Consider the following 16,868-nt stretch of genomic DNA (forward strand, 5'->3'; position numbering starts at 1 on the left):
CAAGGAGAGGATTGACGGGGTAGGGAAAATTTTTTCTTGTTTCTCCTTTAAAGGAAAAGAATTTTACCTTAATTATTCGGTAAAGAATGGACAATTTCTGTCCAACAGTGGGTCAAAAAAAGTGGATATTAGTTAAGCTTATATTTTTTGTAAAATATATTTTGAATTTAAACTGAATTTTCCCAAAAAAGTTCAAATGAGCTATTTAGGGGGAAAAATAGGGGTAAAAAGGGTGCGATCGCGCTTTTGGAGGCCATCCTTCAAAAGTATTGATATGTAAGGAATATATCAGTATTGATTTGAAGGAAATTTTGGTGTATTTTTGAAGTAAGTGATTAGCTCTGCGTAGGTGCTGATTAAGATGAATTAACAAAAATAATCAGAAAAAGTGAGTGGGAGTGCGATCGCGTCAGCGTTTAGCGGAGCTATGCGTCAGCAAAACGTAATTTTATCGCGAAGTGGAACGGAGTTCTATTGCGTCAGCAAAACGTAGTTTTATCGCAATTTGCCTGAAATATGCTGTAACTTCTGCCTTCTGCCCTCTGCCTTCTGCCTTCTTCCCTAACCACGAACTAAACCACTAAGCGTGAGGTAACTAGTCGCGGGCAAGATGCCCGCACTACAATGTTTTCATCATTTAACCTGTACCTCATTTGCCTGAAATATGCTGTAACTTCTGCCTTCTGGCTTCTGCCTTCTTCCCTAACCACGAACTAAACCACTGAAACCTGCTACCCAGAGAGATGTTAATATCCAACCAAAGATTATGTGAACCCATAAGTACCATCTTAATAAGCGACCTGCTTTTACTTTGAATAATATTAATGGAATTTCTTGACCTTTTTGAGAATTTGGCAGCCAATATGTTTGTTGATGTAGGTCAACTATGGGGATGAATGTGTCTAATGAATATAACCAGAAGTTAAATTCTGGATAGTCTATATCAATCTTTTTATTGTCGTTAGTTTTTTGATCTTCAGTTCCTTGATTTTCAATATATGGACTGATTGTTGAGATTTCTTTTAATATTTGCTGCTGTTAAATCTACTTCACCGTTCTACTAAACTTATCCAAACTGACCCAAAATAACATCTTGAGCTTTGGAGCTAGCTTCCTGTTTCACTGAAGACCACTGACCGCAGTCTGTAACTTATCTTCTCCACAGGCTTAAAATCGCTTGGAACTCAAGCTACTGATGTATATAGTTTTCCAAATTGACAGCAGCGTTAAAGTCTCTGTCAGCAGTAAAACCACAAGCTGTACATTCGTAAGTCCTATTATGTAATGGCATTTTCTGTTGATGCCCACAATGAGAACACAACTGAGAACTTGGATAAAATCTATCAGCTATTACTAACTTTGAGTCGTACCACTCACACTTGTATGTTAGCTGGCGCTTAAACTCATAAAAGCCACAATCTGCTATTGCACTTGCTAGTTTGTGGTTTTTGAGCATACCACTCACATTTAAATCCTCAATTATAATGGTGCTGTGGTTTTTAGCTAACCATGTCGTAAGTTTATGGAGTGTGTCTGCTCTAAGATCGGCTACCTTCTTGTGAACTTTGGCTAGTTTTTTTACCGCTTTGGCTCTGTTTCTGGAACCAGGCTCTTTTTTGTTGACACGGCGTTGATAACGAGTTAGTCGTTTTTTGGCTTGCTTATAGGCTTTGACGTTCGCAAATTTCGTTCCATCACTGCAAGTTGCTAGAGTATTTATACCAACATCTACACCGATAATATTTTGTCCTTTTGCAGTAGGGTTTGTTTGATAGTCATATTTAAAACTGATGTACCAATGATCTGCTCTTTTTGATATTGTGACATTTTTTACTGGTACAGTGGGTAAGATTTCATAAGTTTTTACTATTCCTATTCTTGGTAGTTTTATGTAGTTTCCTTGAAGAATTTTAATACTTCCTTCAAGATAGAAACTGTCTTTTTTCCCTTTTTTCTTAAATTTAGGGAATCCAAATTTAGGGATAGTTAAAAAGTTTTTAAATGCCCTTTCTAAGTCTCTTAATGCTTGTTGTGGGGCACATTTAGATACCTCATAGTACCAAGGATTAATTGATTTAACTTCAGCTACTAAACGCTTATGCAAACTGATAGCACTAGGGCGTTTCTTGGTTGATTCGTACTCAGAAATGCAAGTAGCTAATCCCCAGTTATATGCATGACGAGCCACACCAGCGTGTCTAGCGAGCAGTGTTTTTTGTTTGTTATTGACTTTGAGTTTAGTCTTGATTGATTTCATTTTAAGTAGTCAGCTGCTTCTTTTATTTGTTGATACTCCCATGAATTCTGCTGCTTCAGATATTGTTAATAAGTTAGATATAAATCTAGTATATCACAGTAAATATTTAATTTGTGTAATTATTTGAACTTAGTATTATATCGCAGTTGTGGTACAATTTTAATTTAGAATTATTTATTTCAAGGGGTAGCAGATGGACGCTAATTTAACAGTAGAGATTGCCAAATTTGTCATCATTTTCTTGGCAAATCAACGTCTGAGAAATGATGAAAGCTTTAACAAAACAGACAAGTCAGATTTAGTGAGTTTTGCCAATCTTCTCATTGCTTTTGGGGTATCTATTTCCGAGAAAGAAGACAAAATATCTAAGAAACTGGATAAATTAATAGGTGGTCCTTTTAAGACTGCACTTCTACACCTTGAAGATGCCTCAGATAATGATAGAAGTAAGTCTGGGGTTCTTCAATCCTATGAAAAAGCTAAAGATGAATTTTATAGAGCAAAAGGTAACTTAGATGAGAATTTGGCTGACGATAAATGTAAATTAGCTATCATTGACTATTACATAGGCAATTGTCGTTCAGCTTTAAATGAGAGTGCTGCAACTATCAGTTTTAACAGTTCCTGTAGCTTTGCAATTGAATATACAAAAATAGCAATGAAAGCTAAAAACAGAGCGTTATTGAACTATTGCTATTCCTCAGACATGGCTATAATTACTGGACCTATCAGTATGACTATTTTTGGATGGTCTTATCTTTTCGAGGTTTTACTAGGGCCTGACAAGGTTGAAAATTCTTTCAGTCCAGTTGTTTTTGACTCAATTTACAAAACTGTCATTTGGTTGTTCACTTCATTGAATGAGGTGAAGTTGAATATTGAAAGTTCTCATCTACAATGGAATGACTTGCATGTGAAAAATGCCCTAAATTGGTATCATGACTTACGCCAAGATTGTTGTACTGATAATTTATTATTACCCAAGAAAAGATGGTCTTTAGAAGGACCCATTGATGATTGAATTAGAATCGTCAGAATTCTTTTAGTGGAGAGCTAACGTCTCCATCTGTTGTAGTTTGAAAGCTTGGGATACTGATCATTTCTATGATAGTTGCCAGTGTCGAGCAGTGAAAGGTGTTGTCTAACTCAAGCGTTTCCAAAGATCATCAATTCTCAAGGTGGAGTGCAAAAGTAACTGCATCTGTACATAACCACTCAATAAATTTAGCCGATAATATCCGCTTTTCTCCCTATGATTGTGCTGTAGCTGGATTATTAAATTCCTTTTCTTTAGCGATCGCTGCTAATAACTGTTTTAACTGTTCTGGATGTTCTGACTTTTCTAACTCCTTTAACTTTTCTAAGTCTAAATCTTCCAAATCTTCTAAATTTTCTACATCTTCTAACCCTTTTAACTGTTCTTTTAACAGTTCTAAATCTAACTGTTCCTTAAGCAAAATAAGTTCTGGGGATTTAACTTGATAATCAGCTACCTCTCCTTTAACAATAGCCTTTAATAACTGTTGCTCAACAGAAGTAAGTGTTATTCTGTACCTCTGCTTTGCTAGTGCAAGAAAACTCTTAAATTTGTCAGTCATAGTTTTTCAGATTTTAGGAATGCCGTTAATATTATATCTGTATAGTTTCTTTCATGGACTAGCATTTTCAGGTAAAAGCTACAATATATAGCAATTCCTACACTAGACATCTCCTCCAAATGAGGGAGTAGGGAGTAGGGAGTAGGGAACCCACCCCTCGCCCCTCCCCCTCCCAGGAGGGGAAGAATTTAGAATTTATGTAGGATAATTGATTTTATTTTTTATTATTGGAGATGTCTACTGGTGAGGTACAAAATTCCTTTGTTTTAGAAAGTAGGGAGTAGAAAAGATAGGATAATGAGGAGTAGAAAATAAGAACAACAACTGTACCTCATGTAAGCATTCAGCGGTCAGCTATCAGCTATCAGCTATTGCTTTTAATTTAGGATAAAAGCTCTATTAATTGTCTTACTACAAAAGTTGGTTTCCTTGCCCTTAAAGCCTATTTTAATTTAAACACTATCCCATAAGATAGAGTATTATTGCTAATAGCTGTTTGCGCAGCATTCCGCAGGAAATGCTTGCCGAATAATTAATAATTAATAATTAAATGATTCTGGTTTAAAGCCTCCCCTTTTAAGGGGAAAAAGCGGTCGCTCTTCGCAGCTTCCCGAAGGGTGGGATGGATGGGTTTCCTAACCATATCCAATCGACTCCTGTGAAGAAATAATATTTCCTTATATTCAATTCCGTAGCGGTTTTAACCAGAGGTAATTATCAATTATCAATTAATGAATACCTCATTAGCTTGAGAAACGCTATATAATAAATTAAGCCTAATTTTATTTTACTATATTTTTTCTGAAAGTTCAGCCATCATACTATCAGATAAAATTATATGTACCAGATAAAATTATCTGTACAATTTTTGCTCTAGATGTAAATTTATGAATATAGATAAAAGTATTATTTTTTCTCCCTGTATTCTCACACCCTCAACAAGTTTAAATGAAGCTATTAATCTAATGACAAAAGCAAAAGGAAGTTCTTGTCAAGTTAGTTATAACGACAAAAGATTTTTCTAAATTTATAACTGGACTTTCGGAAAAAATTAAATAAGTTAGTCTTCAAGAATTTAGAATTTAGAATGCGCGAATTTAGAATTACCTCTCCTTGAAAAGAAGAGGATTGACTCAAAGGAAAATTTTCATTTATTATCCCCTTAAAAGGGGAGGCTTTAAACCAAAATATTTCGGTAAGCATTCAGCAGTCAGCTTTAATCTCTAAAATATGCAGAGCAAATTTGCATCTATAGTACTGTACAAGGTGTCGTTTTTCTCTCTATTATTACCGCATTATTAAATTTTGCATTTCAAAAGTTGTCGCAGAAAATAAGGCAGAGCATTACACTCTTGTTTTGCCCTCGGTTCTAAACAGGCAGTAATATGCTGATAGGTAACGGCATGATGTAAAGCACACAAGGGCTTTGCTAATTTCCAAGCTTCTAATAAACGCGGCTTTGATTCATAAATTTCCCATTGGCTTAAGTATTCATATCGCAAACTTTTTAAGGGCGAGAAAAAAGGATTTTTCTTCTGTATAAAAAATAATGGAAACATATCAAAAAAAGGATGAGAAATACAGCTATCTGTCCAATCAAAAATGAGATATTTATTGTTATACAAAGCAACATTTCCTAAATGCAAGTCTCCATGAACTAATGTTTGAGGTATTTTATATTCTGCCAGTTGAGAACATAAGTTTTTCAGATGTGGAGCAAGTGTTTGTAGTTTCTGAATTTCAGTTTCTTTGAATTGAGATAGAACATTTTTATCGTTAAATAAAACATCTATTTGAGTCGATAATTTTTCCAAACGTCGGTCTAAGCATCCGATATTCAATAAATTATCAATATGCTGAATTGATTTGATTTGTATTTGAGCAAGTAAACGATAAACATTTTTTTGCAACTTAATGGATGAATTTCTACCAATAGGTTCTCCAAAATCAGCTAATAACATCCAATGATGCTCAGAATTGATACTAAGGACCGTAGGAATATTTTCGGGAAATAAATTTGCTAATTCGGTTGTGACTAATGGTTCGTTGCAAAAAAGAGGTAGTGTAGAAGCTTGCTTGAAATAAATATTTCCGGCTGTGGTTTTAACCTGCAATACACAAGATATCCCCCAACTTTTGATACATTCTACGGGAGAAAGTTGTTGATAATTTAATTCTAATAATTGCTCTTCAATCCATTTTTTTGCAGAGTATAACCAACCTTTTCTAGCCCAAGATGGACGTAGTTCTGGAATTTCACTAATTTCAATTTCTGTTAAATATTCTTGGATAACTGATTTATGTTCTGGTAATTTTAGAGATATATTTTTCAAAGTTTCAAGGTCAACCCAAGAAGCATCTTTGAATTTTTCTATAAGCTCTTTTATCAAATAATTATGTTCCAGTACATATATTGTGTGAATTTCACATTTAGATTTATCGTCATAATTATGAGCGTAATATAAAATGTTTGCCGAAATTCCAAGTTCTTGTTCTATTACTTTTTGAATAGTTGCAAATTCACTAGGGTGTATATCTTCATTTATACAACTATTGGGTAGAAACCAACTATTTTCGTCATCGGATAGCATCAAAATTTTAGCTTCAGTGGGATGAGGTAAAATTGCATAGAAATGAAATTTCCAACGCTGGAAAAATCTGTTGAATATCCAATTTATTCTTGACAAGAATTTAATCATTTTCACATATAGCATACAAACTTTATTGACTATTATAAATCAAACTTTTTTAAGGCAGGTTTAAACGAAAAACTAAAACTTAATTCCACAATTATTTCTCTATGAGTTTCCTGAATTCGTTAACATTTGAAGAAAAACTTCAGTTCTCCTTTTTGTTGTTCAACTTGAGCCAACTTGAAATTACTATAAATTTTGTTGCGTCTTTCTTCCCGGATGTATTGTTTTAACAACAATTGAATTTCTTCCTTTTCATCTGTCGAAAGACCTTTGATTATTTCTACTACATCATTAAATGTCATAATTTTTCAGACTTCATCATACCAAATCAATTTTATCAGTTATGATAGAACCCATTTGGTATCTTTTGAGAAAGTTGAGGTTGAAAACCTCTAAAATCTTACTTTTGACTTTTGAATTTTGAATTTTGAATTTATCCATAATGTCTGAAATAATAGCAGAAGAAATTCGAGTTTATGGCACTGTACAAGGTGTCGGTTTTCGCCCTACTGTCTACCGCATTGCTAAAACATTAGGGTTGCGCGGTGAAGTTAGTAACGATGGACAAGGTGTACTAATCAAAGTTGTGGGCGATCGCTCTACCATTGACGAATTTATTGAAAAAATTCATTCTGAACGCCCTCTCCTGGCAAACATCGAAACCATAACCAGACACCAACTCCCCAAACAAAATTTCGCGGATTTTATCATTGCCTCCAGCACCACCAATACAGTTTGTACCCAAATAGCTCCCGATGCTGCCACCTGCTCGATGTGCAAAAGCGAAATATTCGACCCCATGAGTCGCTGGTATCGTTACCCATTCACCAATTGTACGCACTGCGGACCTCGTCTGAGTATTATCAAAAAATTACCTTACGACCGCCAAAATACTACTATGGCAGATTTTCACCTTTGCCCGGAATGTCAGGAAAACTATTCCGAACCACTTAACCGTCGCTTCCACGCTCAACCTACCGCTTGTCATGTTTGCGGACCGAAAGCTTGGTTAGAAAGAGCGGATGGTAAACCTGTAACTGCTGATATGTTTTCAATGTTGGATGATGTGGATGCGGTCTGTACTCTTGTTCAACGGGGTATGATAGTTGCTATTAAAGGGTTAGGGGGTTTTCATCTTGCCTGCGATGCCACTAATGAGGAGGCGGTGCAAAAGTTACGTCATCGCAAACGCCGTCCGGACAAACCTCTGGCTTTGATGGCGCGAGATATAGAGGTAATTTCTGAATATTGTCATATTACTGATGCGGAACAGAAATTATTGGAAAGTGTTGCTGCTCCTATTGTGTTGTTGCAGAAAACTATTGGACAACAGTTAGCACCTAGTGTTGCTGCTCCTATTGTGTTGCCGCAGAAAACTATTGGACAACAGTTAGCACCTAGTGTTGCTCCCGGACAAAATACTTTGGGTTTTATGCTTCCGTATACGCCATTGCATCATTTAGCTTTGCGTCGTTTGGATGTTCCCATAGTATTAACAAGTGCCAATTTTTCTGACGAACCTCAGTGTATTGATAATGAAGAAGCGCGGGAGAAACTATCAGAAATTGCTGATTATTTTCTAATACATAATCGCCCTATTTTTAATCGAGTTGATGATTCGGTAGTACGAGTTATTAAGAAAGTTCCACAAGTGTTACGTCGCGCTCGTGGTTATGCGCCAGCACCGATTAATTTACCCTCAGGATTTGCAAATATTTCTCCGATTTTAGCCATGGGAAGTGAGTTGAAAAATACCTTTTGTTTATTGCGTAATGGGCAGGCTATTTTGTCTCAACATATTGGGGATTTGGAAAATAATTTAGCTGCTACAGCTTATGAAAAAACTTTGAATCTTTTTTTAGGTTTATTGGAGGCTGAACCGAATACAATTGTTGTAGATAAACACCCAGAATATCTATCAACAAAACTAGGAAAAGATTTGGCTGTAGTTAATGATTTAAAATTGATTGAAGTGCAGCATCATCATAGTCATATTGCAGCTTCTATGGCAGAAAATGGTTTAGATATTGATTCAAATCCAGTTTTAGGAATTGCTTTGGATGGGTTGGGTTATGGAGAAGATGGAAGTATTTGGGGTGGAGAATTTTTATTGGCAGATTATCGTGGGTTTGAACGTTTAGGAACTTTTAAACCTGTGGCAATGATTGGGGGAGAAAAAGCTATTTATCAACCTTGGCGCAATACTTATGCTCATTTAGTAACTGCTTTTGGTTTAGATTTTCTTAAGGATTACGAAGATTTAGAATTATTTAATTTTTTCCAAACAAAACCTCTAGCCACTCTTAATCAAATGATGGAAAAAGGGATTAATTCTCCCCTAGCTTCTTCTTGCGGGCGGTTATTTGATGCGGTGGCTGCTGCGATTGGAATTTGCCGAGAATTTTGTAGTTATGAAGGCCAAGCAGCGATAAATTTGGAGGCTTTGGCAACAGAGTATTTATTAAATGATGCTAAAGAAATAGAAGGTTATCAATTTAATATGCTCAAGTTAGATAAAGATAGTAAATTCCCTCTTACTTATCTGGTGCCACAGTCGATGTGGCAATCCTTACTGATAGACATAAAACAAAGTGCTTCTCCAGCTCTGATGGCAGCGAAGTTTCATCAAGGATTAGCGATCGCTATTTCTGAGATGGTGGCTGAGTTACATCAGAGTTGTGAGTTTAATCAAGTGGCTTTGAGCGGTGGGGTATTTCAAAATAAGTTGTTGCTTTCTGGAGTGAGCGATCGTCTAATTAAAATGGGGTTGGAGGTGTTGACTCACAGTCAGGTTCCACCTAATGATGGCGGTTTATCTCTGGGTCAAGTTGTTATTGCTGCGGCTAGAATGGGAGGGCAAGACAAGGATTTTGCCACGGATGCGCGGATTTGAAAAAATTTTGATTAGTGAGCGATCGTCTAATTAAAATGGGGTTGGAAGTTTTGACTCACAGTCAAGTTCCACCTAATGATAGTGGTTTATCTCTGGGTCAAGTTGTTATTGCTGTGGCAGGGAGTAGGGAGTAGGGGAGCAGGGGAGTAGGGGAGTAGGGAGGTAATATTTTAATTTTACCTACACTATATTGATGCACTCTCTAGCAACTCAAAAATGGATAAAAAAATTTGTTTTAATTTTAATTAAACGTTGATTAATTTAAGAAAAATGTGTTTAGGAATTCCTGGTCAAATTATTGAAATAACGGATATTGTCAATAAATTGGCAACAGTTAATATTAGTGGGGTGAAACGAGAGGTTAATATTGCCTGTATTGTTGATGAGGAACATCCGGTTGAATCTTGTGTTGGTGACTGGGTGTTAGTTCATGTTGGTTTTGCCATGAACCGTTTGGATGAAGAAGAGGCAGCAGAAACTTTAAAATTATTGCAGGAAGTTGCTGCGGTGATGAATTAAAACGTAGGTTGGGTTGAGTCCGCGAAACCCAACATATTTGGTCTATATATTTATTATTTATTATTAGGTTGGGTTGAAGCAGAAAGAAGCAGGATATCTATTATTTAGGAGTTGCACAGTGACGAATTATTTTAGGTTTTTGATGAAAATGATTTTGGATTTGATAATTCCTAGAATGATTAATTAATGGTTTTTTGAGTCAAAGTCTAAACTAATTTTTGGCGATATCATTCCATAATGTGCAACCCCATTATCTATATGTATATATAGCAATCAGAAATCAGATGTGACAATTTTATTACTTCGGTATTTCCCATTCCCTGTTCCCTAAAAATCTACTTTTACGACTTTTCGCTGTTCACTGCTATAGATATTTGTTGGGTGGCGCTACCGCTTAACCCAACCTACGGTGTTTTATACGAGATTTCAATTTTATTTATTTATATTAGGAGAAAATATATGAAATACGTTAAAGAATTTCGCGACCCCCACAAAGCACAAGGTTTAGTTAAAGAAATTGATGAACTCAGTCAAAAATTAGGATACAGTAGCGATCGCCCACTCAAAATCATGGAAGTTTGTGGCGGTCACACTCACTCTATTTTCAAATATGGCATTGAGGAAGTTTTACCTAATAATATCGAACTAATACATGGCCCTGGATGTCCAGTTTGTGTAATGCCACGGGGTAGATTAGATGATGCGATCGCTCTGGCGGAAAAACCCAATGTTATTTTTACTACTTTCGGCGATGCGATGCGGGTGCCTGGTTCTCAAAAAAGTTTGTTGCAAGCGAAAGCTCAAGGTGCAGATATTCGGATGGTTTATTCTCCTTTGGATAGTTTGAAGATAGCTAGGGAAAATCCAGACAAAGAGATTATTTTCTTTGGTTTAGGTTTTGAAACTACTGCTCCCAGTGCAGCTTTAACTATTTTGCAAGCAGAAACGGAAGGTATTGAAAACTTTAGTATTTTTAGTAATCACGTTTTAGTTGTACCTGCTTTAGAAGCATTATTGAGTAACCCAGATTTAGAATTGCAAGGTTTTGTCGGACCTGGTCATGTGAGTATGGTTATTGGTACTCAACCCTACCGCATAATTTCCGAAAAATATCAGAAACCTTTAGTGGTATCAGGATTTGAACCTCTGGATATTCTGCAATCTATTTGGATGTTGTTACAGCAAATGTTAGAAGGTCGTTGCGAGGTAGAAAACCAATATAGTCGGGTGGTGAAAGAAGGCGGGAATAAGGTAGCACTGGAAGCAATGGCGAAAGTATTTGAAGTGCGAGAAAAGTTTGAGTGGCGTGGTTTAGGAGACATTCCTGAGTCTGGGTTAAAAATTACTGATGCTTATGGCTGTTTTGATGCCGAAATTAAATTTTGTGTGCCTAACAAAAAAGTTGCTGATGCTAAAGCTTGCCAATGTGGGGAAATTCTCAAAGGTGTTTTGAAACCTTGGCAATGTAAAGTATTTGGTACTGCTTGTACTCCAGAAAATCCGATCGGCACTTGTATGGTTTCCTCTGAAGGTGCTTGTGCTGCTTATTATAAATATGGAAGGTTGTTTAAGAAGGAAGAGGAAAGAAGGAAGAAGGAAGAAGATAAGGTATTTAGTTTTAATATGAAATAAGCATAAGAAGGAAGAGGGAAGAAGATAAGGTAATTTAGTTTTAATATCAAATAGACATCTCCAATAATCAAAAATCAAATCAATTATCGCACATAAATTATCAATTCTTTCCCCTACTCCCTACTCCCTGCCCCCTCTTTTATAGAGATGTCTAATACCATTTATCAAAAACTTTTCTACACTTTCTTGAGTAGGGGAGTTGGGGAGAAGTAAAAATAATAATAACTAATATTAAATTGACTAAAATTAGCGAAAATTTTATTATATTTGTATTAATTATTTAACCGACATTCCGCAGGTCTAGCTTGTAGTGTCAGGTATTTATTGCTCAGATTTTTACATGATAGGCATTACGAGCAAGGTTTAAGTATAAATACATACTACATTAACTATTGACTATAATTCTTAATATTAGAATCTGTGTTCCACCATCTTCGTGGAAAAAGGTACTGTAGTATGTTTGTCGTGCGGAATGTGGGATTTAATAGCTGAAGTGTAGCCCAAGTATAGCATTACTTTTGGTAATTGGTCCAATATATTCAATAAGGGTTCTATATATATTAATAAAATAGGAGGAAAAAATCATGCCATTCATAACTATCCAAATTGCTGACGGTCATTCGGTTGAATTAAAACGCAAACTAGCAAAAGCTGTAACTGATACTGTAGTTTCTACTTTAGGAACAAAGCCAGAATGGGTGACAGTTCATATCGACGAATTTAGTCGAGAAAATTGGGCAGTCGGCGGTCAACTTCATATTGATAAACATCCCGGTCGTCATGCAGAAAAAGTAGAAAATAATAGTTAATTTGTCTGGTAAAAGTTGACGGTTAATTTGAAAAAGTAAGCAATTAATTCTTTGAAAATTACCGTCTAAAAATTATGCTGAATCAAGAAATAGTAATCAGAGATGCAGTTCCCAGTGACATAAAAACCATAATGGAACTGCTGTATTTAAAAGCAGAATTTGACGGTTGCCCCGAATCTTTAAAAGCAACAAGCGAGCAATTAAAGCAAGATTTATTCTGCTCAAAACCCCTAACTTCTATTTTATTAGCTGAAGTAGGAGGTAATGTTGTAGGTTTTGCTAGTTATCATAGAATTTATTCCACCTTTTTAGCAAAACCTGGTATTTGGCTAGACGATTTGTATTTGAAGGTTGAATATAGAGGGCAAAAAATCGGTAAAGCTTTAATAATTCGTCTGCGCCAAATAGCTGAAGAAACAGGTTGCGGTAGAATTGATTGGACTGTCAATATTCACAATTCTCATGGTATTCAATTCTACGAAAAAATGGGAGCTTCTATTATAGAAGAAGTGAGATTATGTCGGCTGAATATTGAATAAGTAAGAAGTAAATAGAGTGGTTGGGTTGAGGTCTCCGAAACTCAACCTAAATAATTTAATTGAACATTAAAAAAACAGATAAAATAACCAGTTTGAATGACTAACGAACCTGCTCAACATCCTTTATTTAAAAAAATCGAACAAGCGCGACGTCGCCCAACAAAAGTACGCGACACCAACGTTAACCTTGCCCATGGTAGCGGTGGTAAAGCAATGCGTGACCTCATAGAAGATATTTTTGTCCACAACTTCGACAACTCTACCCTCTCCCAACTCGAAGACCAAGCAACATTTGACCTAGCAACTCTCACCGCTCAAGGAGACAGACTTGCTTTTACCACCGACTCTTATGTAGTTGACCCCATCTTTTTTCCCGGAGGCAATATTGGCGAACTGGCAGTCAATGGTACAGTTAATGATTTAGCGATGAGTGGAGCAAAACCTCTGTATCTCTCCTGCGGAATGATTATTGAAGAAGGTTTTCCCGTTGACTCCCTGCGAGAAATAGCAAAAAGTATGAAAGTTGCAGCAGATGTTGCTGGAGTGAAAATTGTTACTGGAGACACAAAAGTTGTTCACCGAGGTGCTGCGGACAAATTATTTATCAATACTGCGGGGGTGGGTGTAATTCGCTCCGGCGTTTCTATTTCTGCCCAAAATCTCCAACCAGGGGATGCCGTTATTGTAAATGGTTATCTTGGCGACCACGGAGCAGCAATAACGATCGCTCGTGGAGACTTAGCTCTGGCAACAGAAGTTAAAAGCGATACTCAACCTTTGAATGGTTTGGTGGATACTATTCTGGATGTTTGTCCGGAAGTTAGGGCGATGCGAGATGCTACCCGTGGGGGTGTAGCAACAGTATTAAATGAATTTGCCATGAGTTCGGAAGTAGGGATACGACTTTTTGAATCTTCTCTACCAGTACGGGAGGAGGTACAGGGAGTCTGTGAAATTCTCGGTCTCGACCCTTTATATTTTGCGAATGAAGGTAAGTTAGTGACAGTGGTTCCGGGAGAAAAGGCGGAATTTGTTTTAGCAGCAATGAAATCTCATCCTGCGGGTATTGATGCTGCTATTGTGGGCGAAGTTATTGTTTCTCCTCCGGGAATTTTGTTGTTGCAAACTACTTTTGGCACCGAGCGTATTGTAGATATGTTAGTCGGAGACCAACTGCCAAGAATTTGTTAGGAAGGAGCAAGACAAGAGCAAGACAAGGATTTTTTCACGGATGTACAGATGATGGAAATTTTGTAGGGGTTTGGAAACCAAACCCTCCCATTCATGGAAGTTAAAAGTAAGATTTTATAGGCTAAAAACTTTGACGGTTGATCAAAAAATCTTTTCCCTTTGAACCTTTCTTTTGCTTCTGCCTTCCTTCCTCCAAAGTGTTATACCAATTTGAAAAAAGAATGTTACGAATAGTAAGAGCGATAAAAAGACAAATGCAGGAGATATTCCTTTGACAAAAAAAGATGATTTAAACCCTAAAAATGGTATTAAATAAATTCATTATGACTCCTGACTCCTGACTTATGACTCATAATAAATACCCTAGATATTTGTAGTAAACATTTATCAATTTGGTATTAAGTATTCAACCGGACATTATATTAATATCAATTTTTGAAGCTCAAAACGTGAATATTTAAAGAACATGAAAACTTTTTTTGATGCTAAAATTGAGATTATAGAAATTAATAAGTATCAAGAGCGCTCCGGATTTTCCGGTAAGTATCATCTAGTTAAGTTCTTGCTCCAGTCAGGGGGAATAAATTCGTTTGAAGTTAATATTTGGGTTCATTCTAATTATCCAGAAGCAGAAATAATTAAAGTTGCTAGAACTTTTTTAAATCGTCGTTTACAAGATTTTGTGGAATTAACAACTGAAGAGATTTATACATCTGATGAAGTTGATGCTTTGTGGCAGTCTGTAAAACCTGAAAATTTTTGCAGTCGAAAAGAATCTAATTGATTAGAATTTTCTCTTTTGATTTAATCACAAATAAGGAAAAAAATTATGTCTACATTATCAACACAAACAAATATTGAATCATCCCCCAAAAGTTTCAAAAATCAACCAGAAGATTTTGAATTTGTAGAACCAGATATTAGTGATGTTATTACTGAGGATGATACTCCTGTGGATAATTTAATTACTGAGAAACAACAAAGATTATTAACAACTACTTTATACAGTTCTTTTCAAACAGACTTACCATTTTTAGCAACTGTGAATGTCGGGCTTTTTTACAGTGAAAAAATACCACAACTTGTACCAGACATTATTTTAAGTTTACGAGTCCAAGTACCGGAAGATTGGAGTCAAAAACAGAATCGTTCTTATTTTGTTTGGTATTTTGGCAAACCTCCAGAAGTAGCTATCGAAATTGTCTCTAATAAAATCGGTAATGAGTTGGGTAGTAAATTACAAGATTATGCTTTTGCAGGGGTTGGTTATTATGTCGTTTTTGACCCACTAAAACAACTTGGGGAAACTATTTTACGAGTATATGAATTACGAGGTAATAGTTATGTAGATCTAGGAAATTTCTATTTGTCTCAAGTGGGATTGGGTTTAACAATTTGGCATGGTATTTTTGAAGGAAAAGAATATGATTGGTTGCGCTGGTGTGATGATTCGGAGAATATTCTATTAACTGGAGATGAACGAGCAGAACAGGAGAAACAACGTGCTGAACAGGAAAAACAACGTGCTGACCGACTAGCAGAAATTCTCAGGGAAAGAGGTATTAATCCTGATGAAGTTTTGTAGTTAAAAAATGTGGTGAGCGATCGCTTACTACTAATATTTTTTTGGGATAGAGAAAATAGTTTTTTTCATCAGTAAATATAAATAGTCTGGAACTGAATTTTTGAGACTGAAAATTCTCTCCCTATCTTCTAACTTTTAATTTAAAAATTACCTGAAAAACTGGAAAAAATTTGTAAATATGCACGAATTAGGAATCACTCAAAATATTGTTGCCATAGTTGCTGAAAATGCTCAGGAAAAATTAGTCAAACGAGTCACCTTAGAAATAGGCGAACTTTCTGCCATTATGTCTGATGCGATTGAATTTTGTTTTGACGTTTGTAGTAAAGGTACTGTTTTAGAAGGGGCAACTTTAGAAATTATCAAAATTCCAGGTTTAGGAAAATGTCGTCAATGTGGAGCAGAATTTTCTCTAGAGCAACCATTTGGTATTTGTCATGTTTGTAATAGTGTGGAAATAGATATTATTCAAGGTCAAGAACTGAAAATTAAGGAAATGGAAGTAGAAGAATTATGTGTTTAATATCAAGGGTAAAAAAGTAAGTCCTGATTATATTTGGAAGCTCGGAAAAATAACTGTCAAATATTATGCAATGAAAGCTAGTGAATTACTGAGGCGATATAGAGAAGGTGAAAGAAATTTCCAAGGGGTAAAACTCAGGGGTGAATCTCTGAGAGGACAAAACCTTTCGGGAGCAGATTTTAGTGGTGCGGATATTAGAGGAGCAGATTTTACAAATGCTAATCTTAAAGGTGCAAAGTTTTGTAGGGTTAAAACTGGATTGCAAAATTATTGGATAACTTTATTGCTTGTTGTGACATGGTTTCTCTCCGCACTACTAGGATTTCTTACAACTATAACTTGCCTCTACACAACAAGTATTTTAATCCCTAAAAATACTCAAATTTTAATTTTAGTTCCTGGATTAGTTATCCTGTAAAATGGTGCATTAGAATAGCCAGTCAAAAGTTACTCTTGCTAAGACAAGCGATATAGCTGCCGCACTTGCTCCGCCAACGCAAAAAACAGACAACCAAAAACAAGCGATCGTTAAAAACAGACAGCCAAAAATAGACGTTCTGGACGCTCCACAACTAAAATAGTGGAATAGAATAGCCAGCAATATGAGGACAATAATTATGGGAAGA

At 35.9% G+C, this 16,868-nt stretch carries 18 protein-coding genes and 1 pseudogene; 13 read left to right on the forward strand and 6 right to left on the reverse strand.

Going from position 1 to position 16,868, the window contains the following annotated elements; genetic code table 11:
- Positions 1–649 precede the first annotated feature (649 nt).
- Both F6K18_RS23710 and F6K18_RS23715 read right to left on the reverse strand, forming a co-directional pair.
- Positions 650–778: a hypothetical protein gene (locus F6K18_RS23710; RefSeq protein WP_287524723.1), complete on the reverse strand. Its 129-nt coding sequence runs from the start codon at positions 776–778 to the stop codon at positions 650–652.
- 411 nt (positions 779–1,189) lie between these two features.
- Entirely contained in the window at positions 1,190–2,257 is a 1,068-nt protein-coding gene (locus F6K18_RS23715; protein ID WP_287524725.1) for an RNA-guided endonuclease TnpB family protein, read from the reverse strand.
- Between the two features lie 193 nt (positions 2,258–2,450).
- On the opposite strand from F6K18_RS23715, the gene F6K18_RS23720 reads away from it, so the two are divergent.
- Complete coding sequence (locus F6K18_RS23720) at positions 2,451–3,278, forward strand: hypothetical protein (RefSeq protein WP_287524727.1); 828 nt, start codon at positions 2,451–2,453, stop codon at positions 3,276–3,278.
- 229 nt (positions 3,279–3,507) lie between these two features.
- On the opposite strand, the gene F6K18_RS23725 is transcribed toward F6K18_RS23720, so the two are convergent.
- Positions 3,508–3,855, reverse strand: a complete 348-nt coding sequence (locus tag F6K18_RS23725) for a hypothetical protein (protein WP_287524729.1) — start codon at positions 3,853–3,855, stop codon at positions 3,508–3,510.
- A gap of 887 nt (positions 3,856–4,742) precedes the next feature.
- Here F6K18_RS23725 and F6K18_RS23730 point away from each other — a divergent pair.
- Positions 4,743–4,880 (forward strand): hypothetical protein, encoded by a 138-nt coding sequence (locus F6K18_RS23730; protein WP_287524730.1) that lies wholly within the window; start codon positions 4,743–4,745, stop codon positions 4,878–4,880.
- 273 nt (positions 4,881–5,153) lie between these two features.
- Here F6K18_RS23730 and F6K18_RS23735 read toward each other — a convergent pair whose 3' ends face one another.
- Together F6K18_RS23735 and F6K18_RS23740 are read right to left on the reverse strand one after the other, a co-directional pair.
- Positions 5,154–6,542, reverse strand: coding sequence for a phosphotransferase (locus tag F6K18_RS23735; RefSeq protein ID WP_287524732.1), 1,389 nt, complete (start codon positions 6,540–6,542; stop codon positions 5,154–5,156).
- A gap of 103 nt (positions 6,543–6,645) precedes the next feature.
- A pseudogene (locus F6K18_RS23740) lies at positions 6,646–6,853 on the reverse strand (hypothetical protein).
- Between the two features lie 140 nt (positions 6,854–6,993).
- Between F6K18_RS23740 and hypF the strand changes: the two are divergent.
- From hypF to F6K18_RS23790, 11 genes are all read left to right on the forward strand, one after another.
- Positions 6,994–9,444 carry a carbamoyltransferase HypF gene (gene hypF, locus F6K18_RS23745; protein ID WP_287524734.1) on the forward strand — a complete coding sequence of 817 codons (2,451 nt, stop codon included), beginning with the start codon at positions 6,994–6,996 and terminating at the stop codon, positions 9,442–9,444.
- Positions 9,445–9,458: 14 nt separating this feature from the next.
- On the forward strand, positions 9,459–9,578 hold the full coding sequence (locus tag F6K18_RS37365; protein ID WP_375341344.1) for a hypothetical protein: 120 nt from the start codon (positions 9,459–9,461) through the stop codon (positions 9,576–9,578).
- A gap of 118 nt (positions 9,579–9,696) precedes the next feature.
- Entirely contained in the window at positions 9,697–9,963 is a 267-nt protein-coding gene (locus F6K18_RS23750) for a HypC/HybG/HupF family hydrogenase formation chaperone (RefSeq protein ID WP_287524735.1), read from the forward strand.
- Between the two features lie 459 nt (positions 9,964–10,422).
- Positions 10,423–11,595, forward strand: coding sequence for a hydrogenase formation protein HypD (hypD, locus tag F6K18_RS23755; protein WP_287524737.1), 1,173 nt, complete (start codon positions 10,423–10,425; stop codon positions 11,593–11,595).
- Positions 11,596–12,179: 584 nt separating this feature from the next.
- A complete protein-coding gene (locus F6K18_RS23760; protein ID WP_094678699.1) occupies positions 12,180–12,404 on the forward strand; it encodes a 4-oxalocrotonate tautomerase family protein in 225 nt (74 codons plus the stop codon).
- Positions 12,405–12,478: 74 nt separating this feature from the next.
- Positions 12,479–12,943: a GNAT family N-acetyltransferase gene (locus tag F6K18_RS23765; RefSeq protein ID WP_287524741.1), complete on the forward strand. Its 465-nt coding sequence runs from the start codon at positions 12,479–12,481 to the stop codon at positions 12,941–12,943.
- A gap of 96 nt (positions 12,944–13,039) precedes the next feature.
- On the forward strand, positions 13,040–14,134 hold the full coding sequence (gene hypE, locus F6K18_RS23770) for a hydrogenase expression/formation protein HypE (RefSeq protein ID WP_287524743.1): 1,095 nt from the start codon (positions 13,040–13,042) through the stop codon (positions 14,132–14,134).
- A gap of 466 nt (positions 14,135–14,600) precedes the next feature.
- Entirely contained in the window at positions 14,601–14,918 is a 318-nt protein-coding gene (locus tag F6K18_RS23775; protein WP_287524745.1) for a hypothetical protein, read from the forward strand.
- Between the two features lie 45 nt (positions 14,919–14,963).
- Positions 14,964–15,719, forward strand: a complete 756-nt coding sequence (locus tag F6K18_RS23780) for a Uma2 family endonuclease (RefSeq protein WP_287524746.1) — start codon at positions 14,964–14,966, stop codon at positions 15,717–15,719.
- A gap of 178 nt (positions 15,720–15,897) precedes the next feature.
- On the forward strand, positions 15,898–16,242 hold the full coding sequence (hypA, locus tag F6K18_RS23785) for a hydrogenase maturation nickel metallochaperone HypA (RefSeq protein WP_287524748.1): 345 nt from the start codon (positions 15,898–15,900) through the stop codon (positions 16,240–16,242).
- Positions 16,235–16,660, forward strand: coding sequence for a pentapeptide repeat-containing protein (locus tag F6K18_RS23790; protein ID WP_287524750.1), 426 nt, complete (start codon positions 16,235–16,237; stop codon positions 16,658–16,660). The genes hypA and F6K18_RS23790 overlap by 8 nt, the downstream gene beginning before the upstream one ends.
- 9 nt (positions 16,661–16,669) lie before the next feature.
- Here F6K18_RS23790 and F6K18_RS23795 read toward each other — a convergent pair.
- A partial coding sequence (locus F6K18_RS23795; protein ID WP_287523630.1) for a hypothetical protein occupies positions 16,670–16,868 on the reverse strand: 199 nt, incomplete at its 5' end.

Source organism: Okeania sp. SIO2C2, assembly GCF_010692625.1.
GTDB classification, from domain to species: Bacteria; Cyanobacteriota; Cyanobacteriia; order Cyanobacteriales; family Microcoleaceae; genus Okeania; species Okeania hirsuta.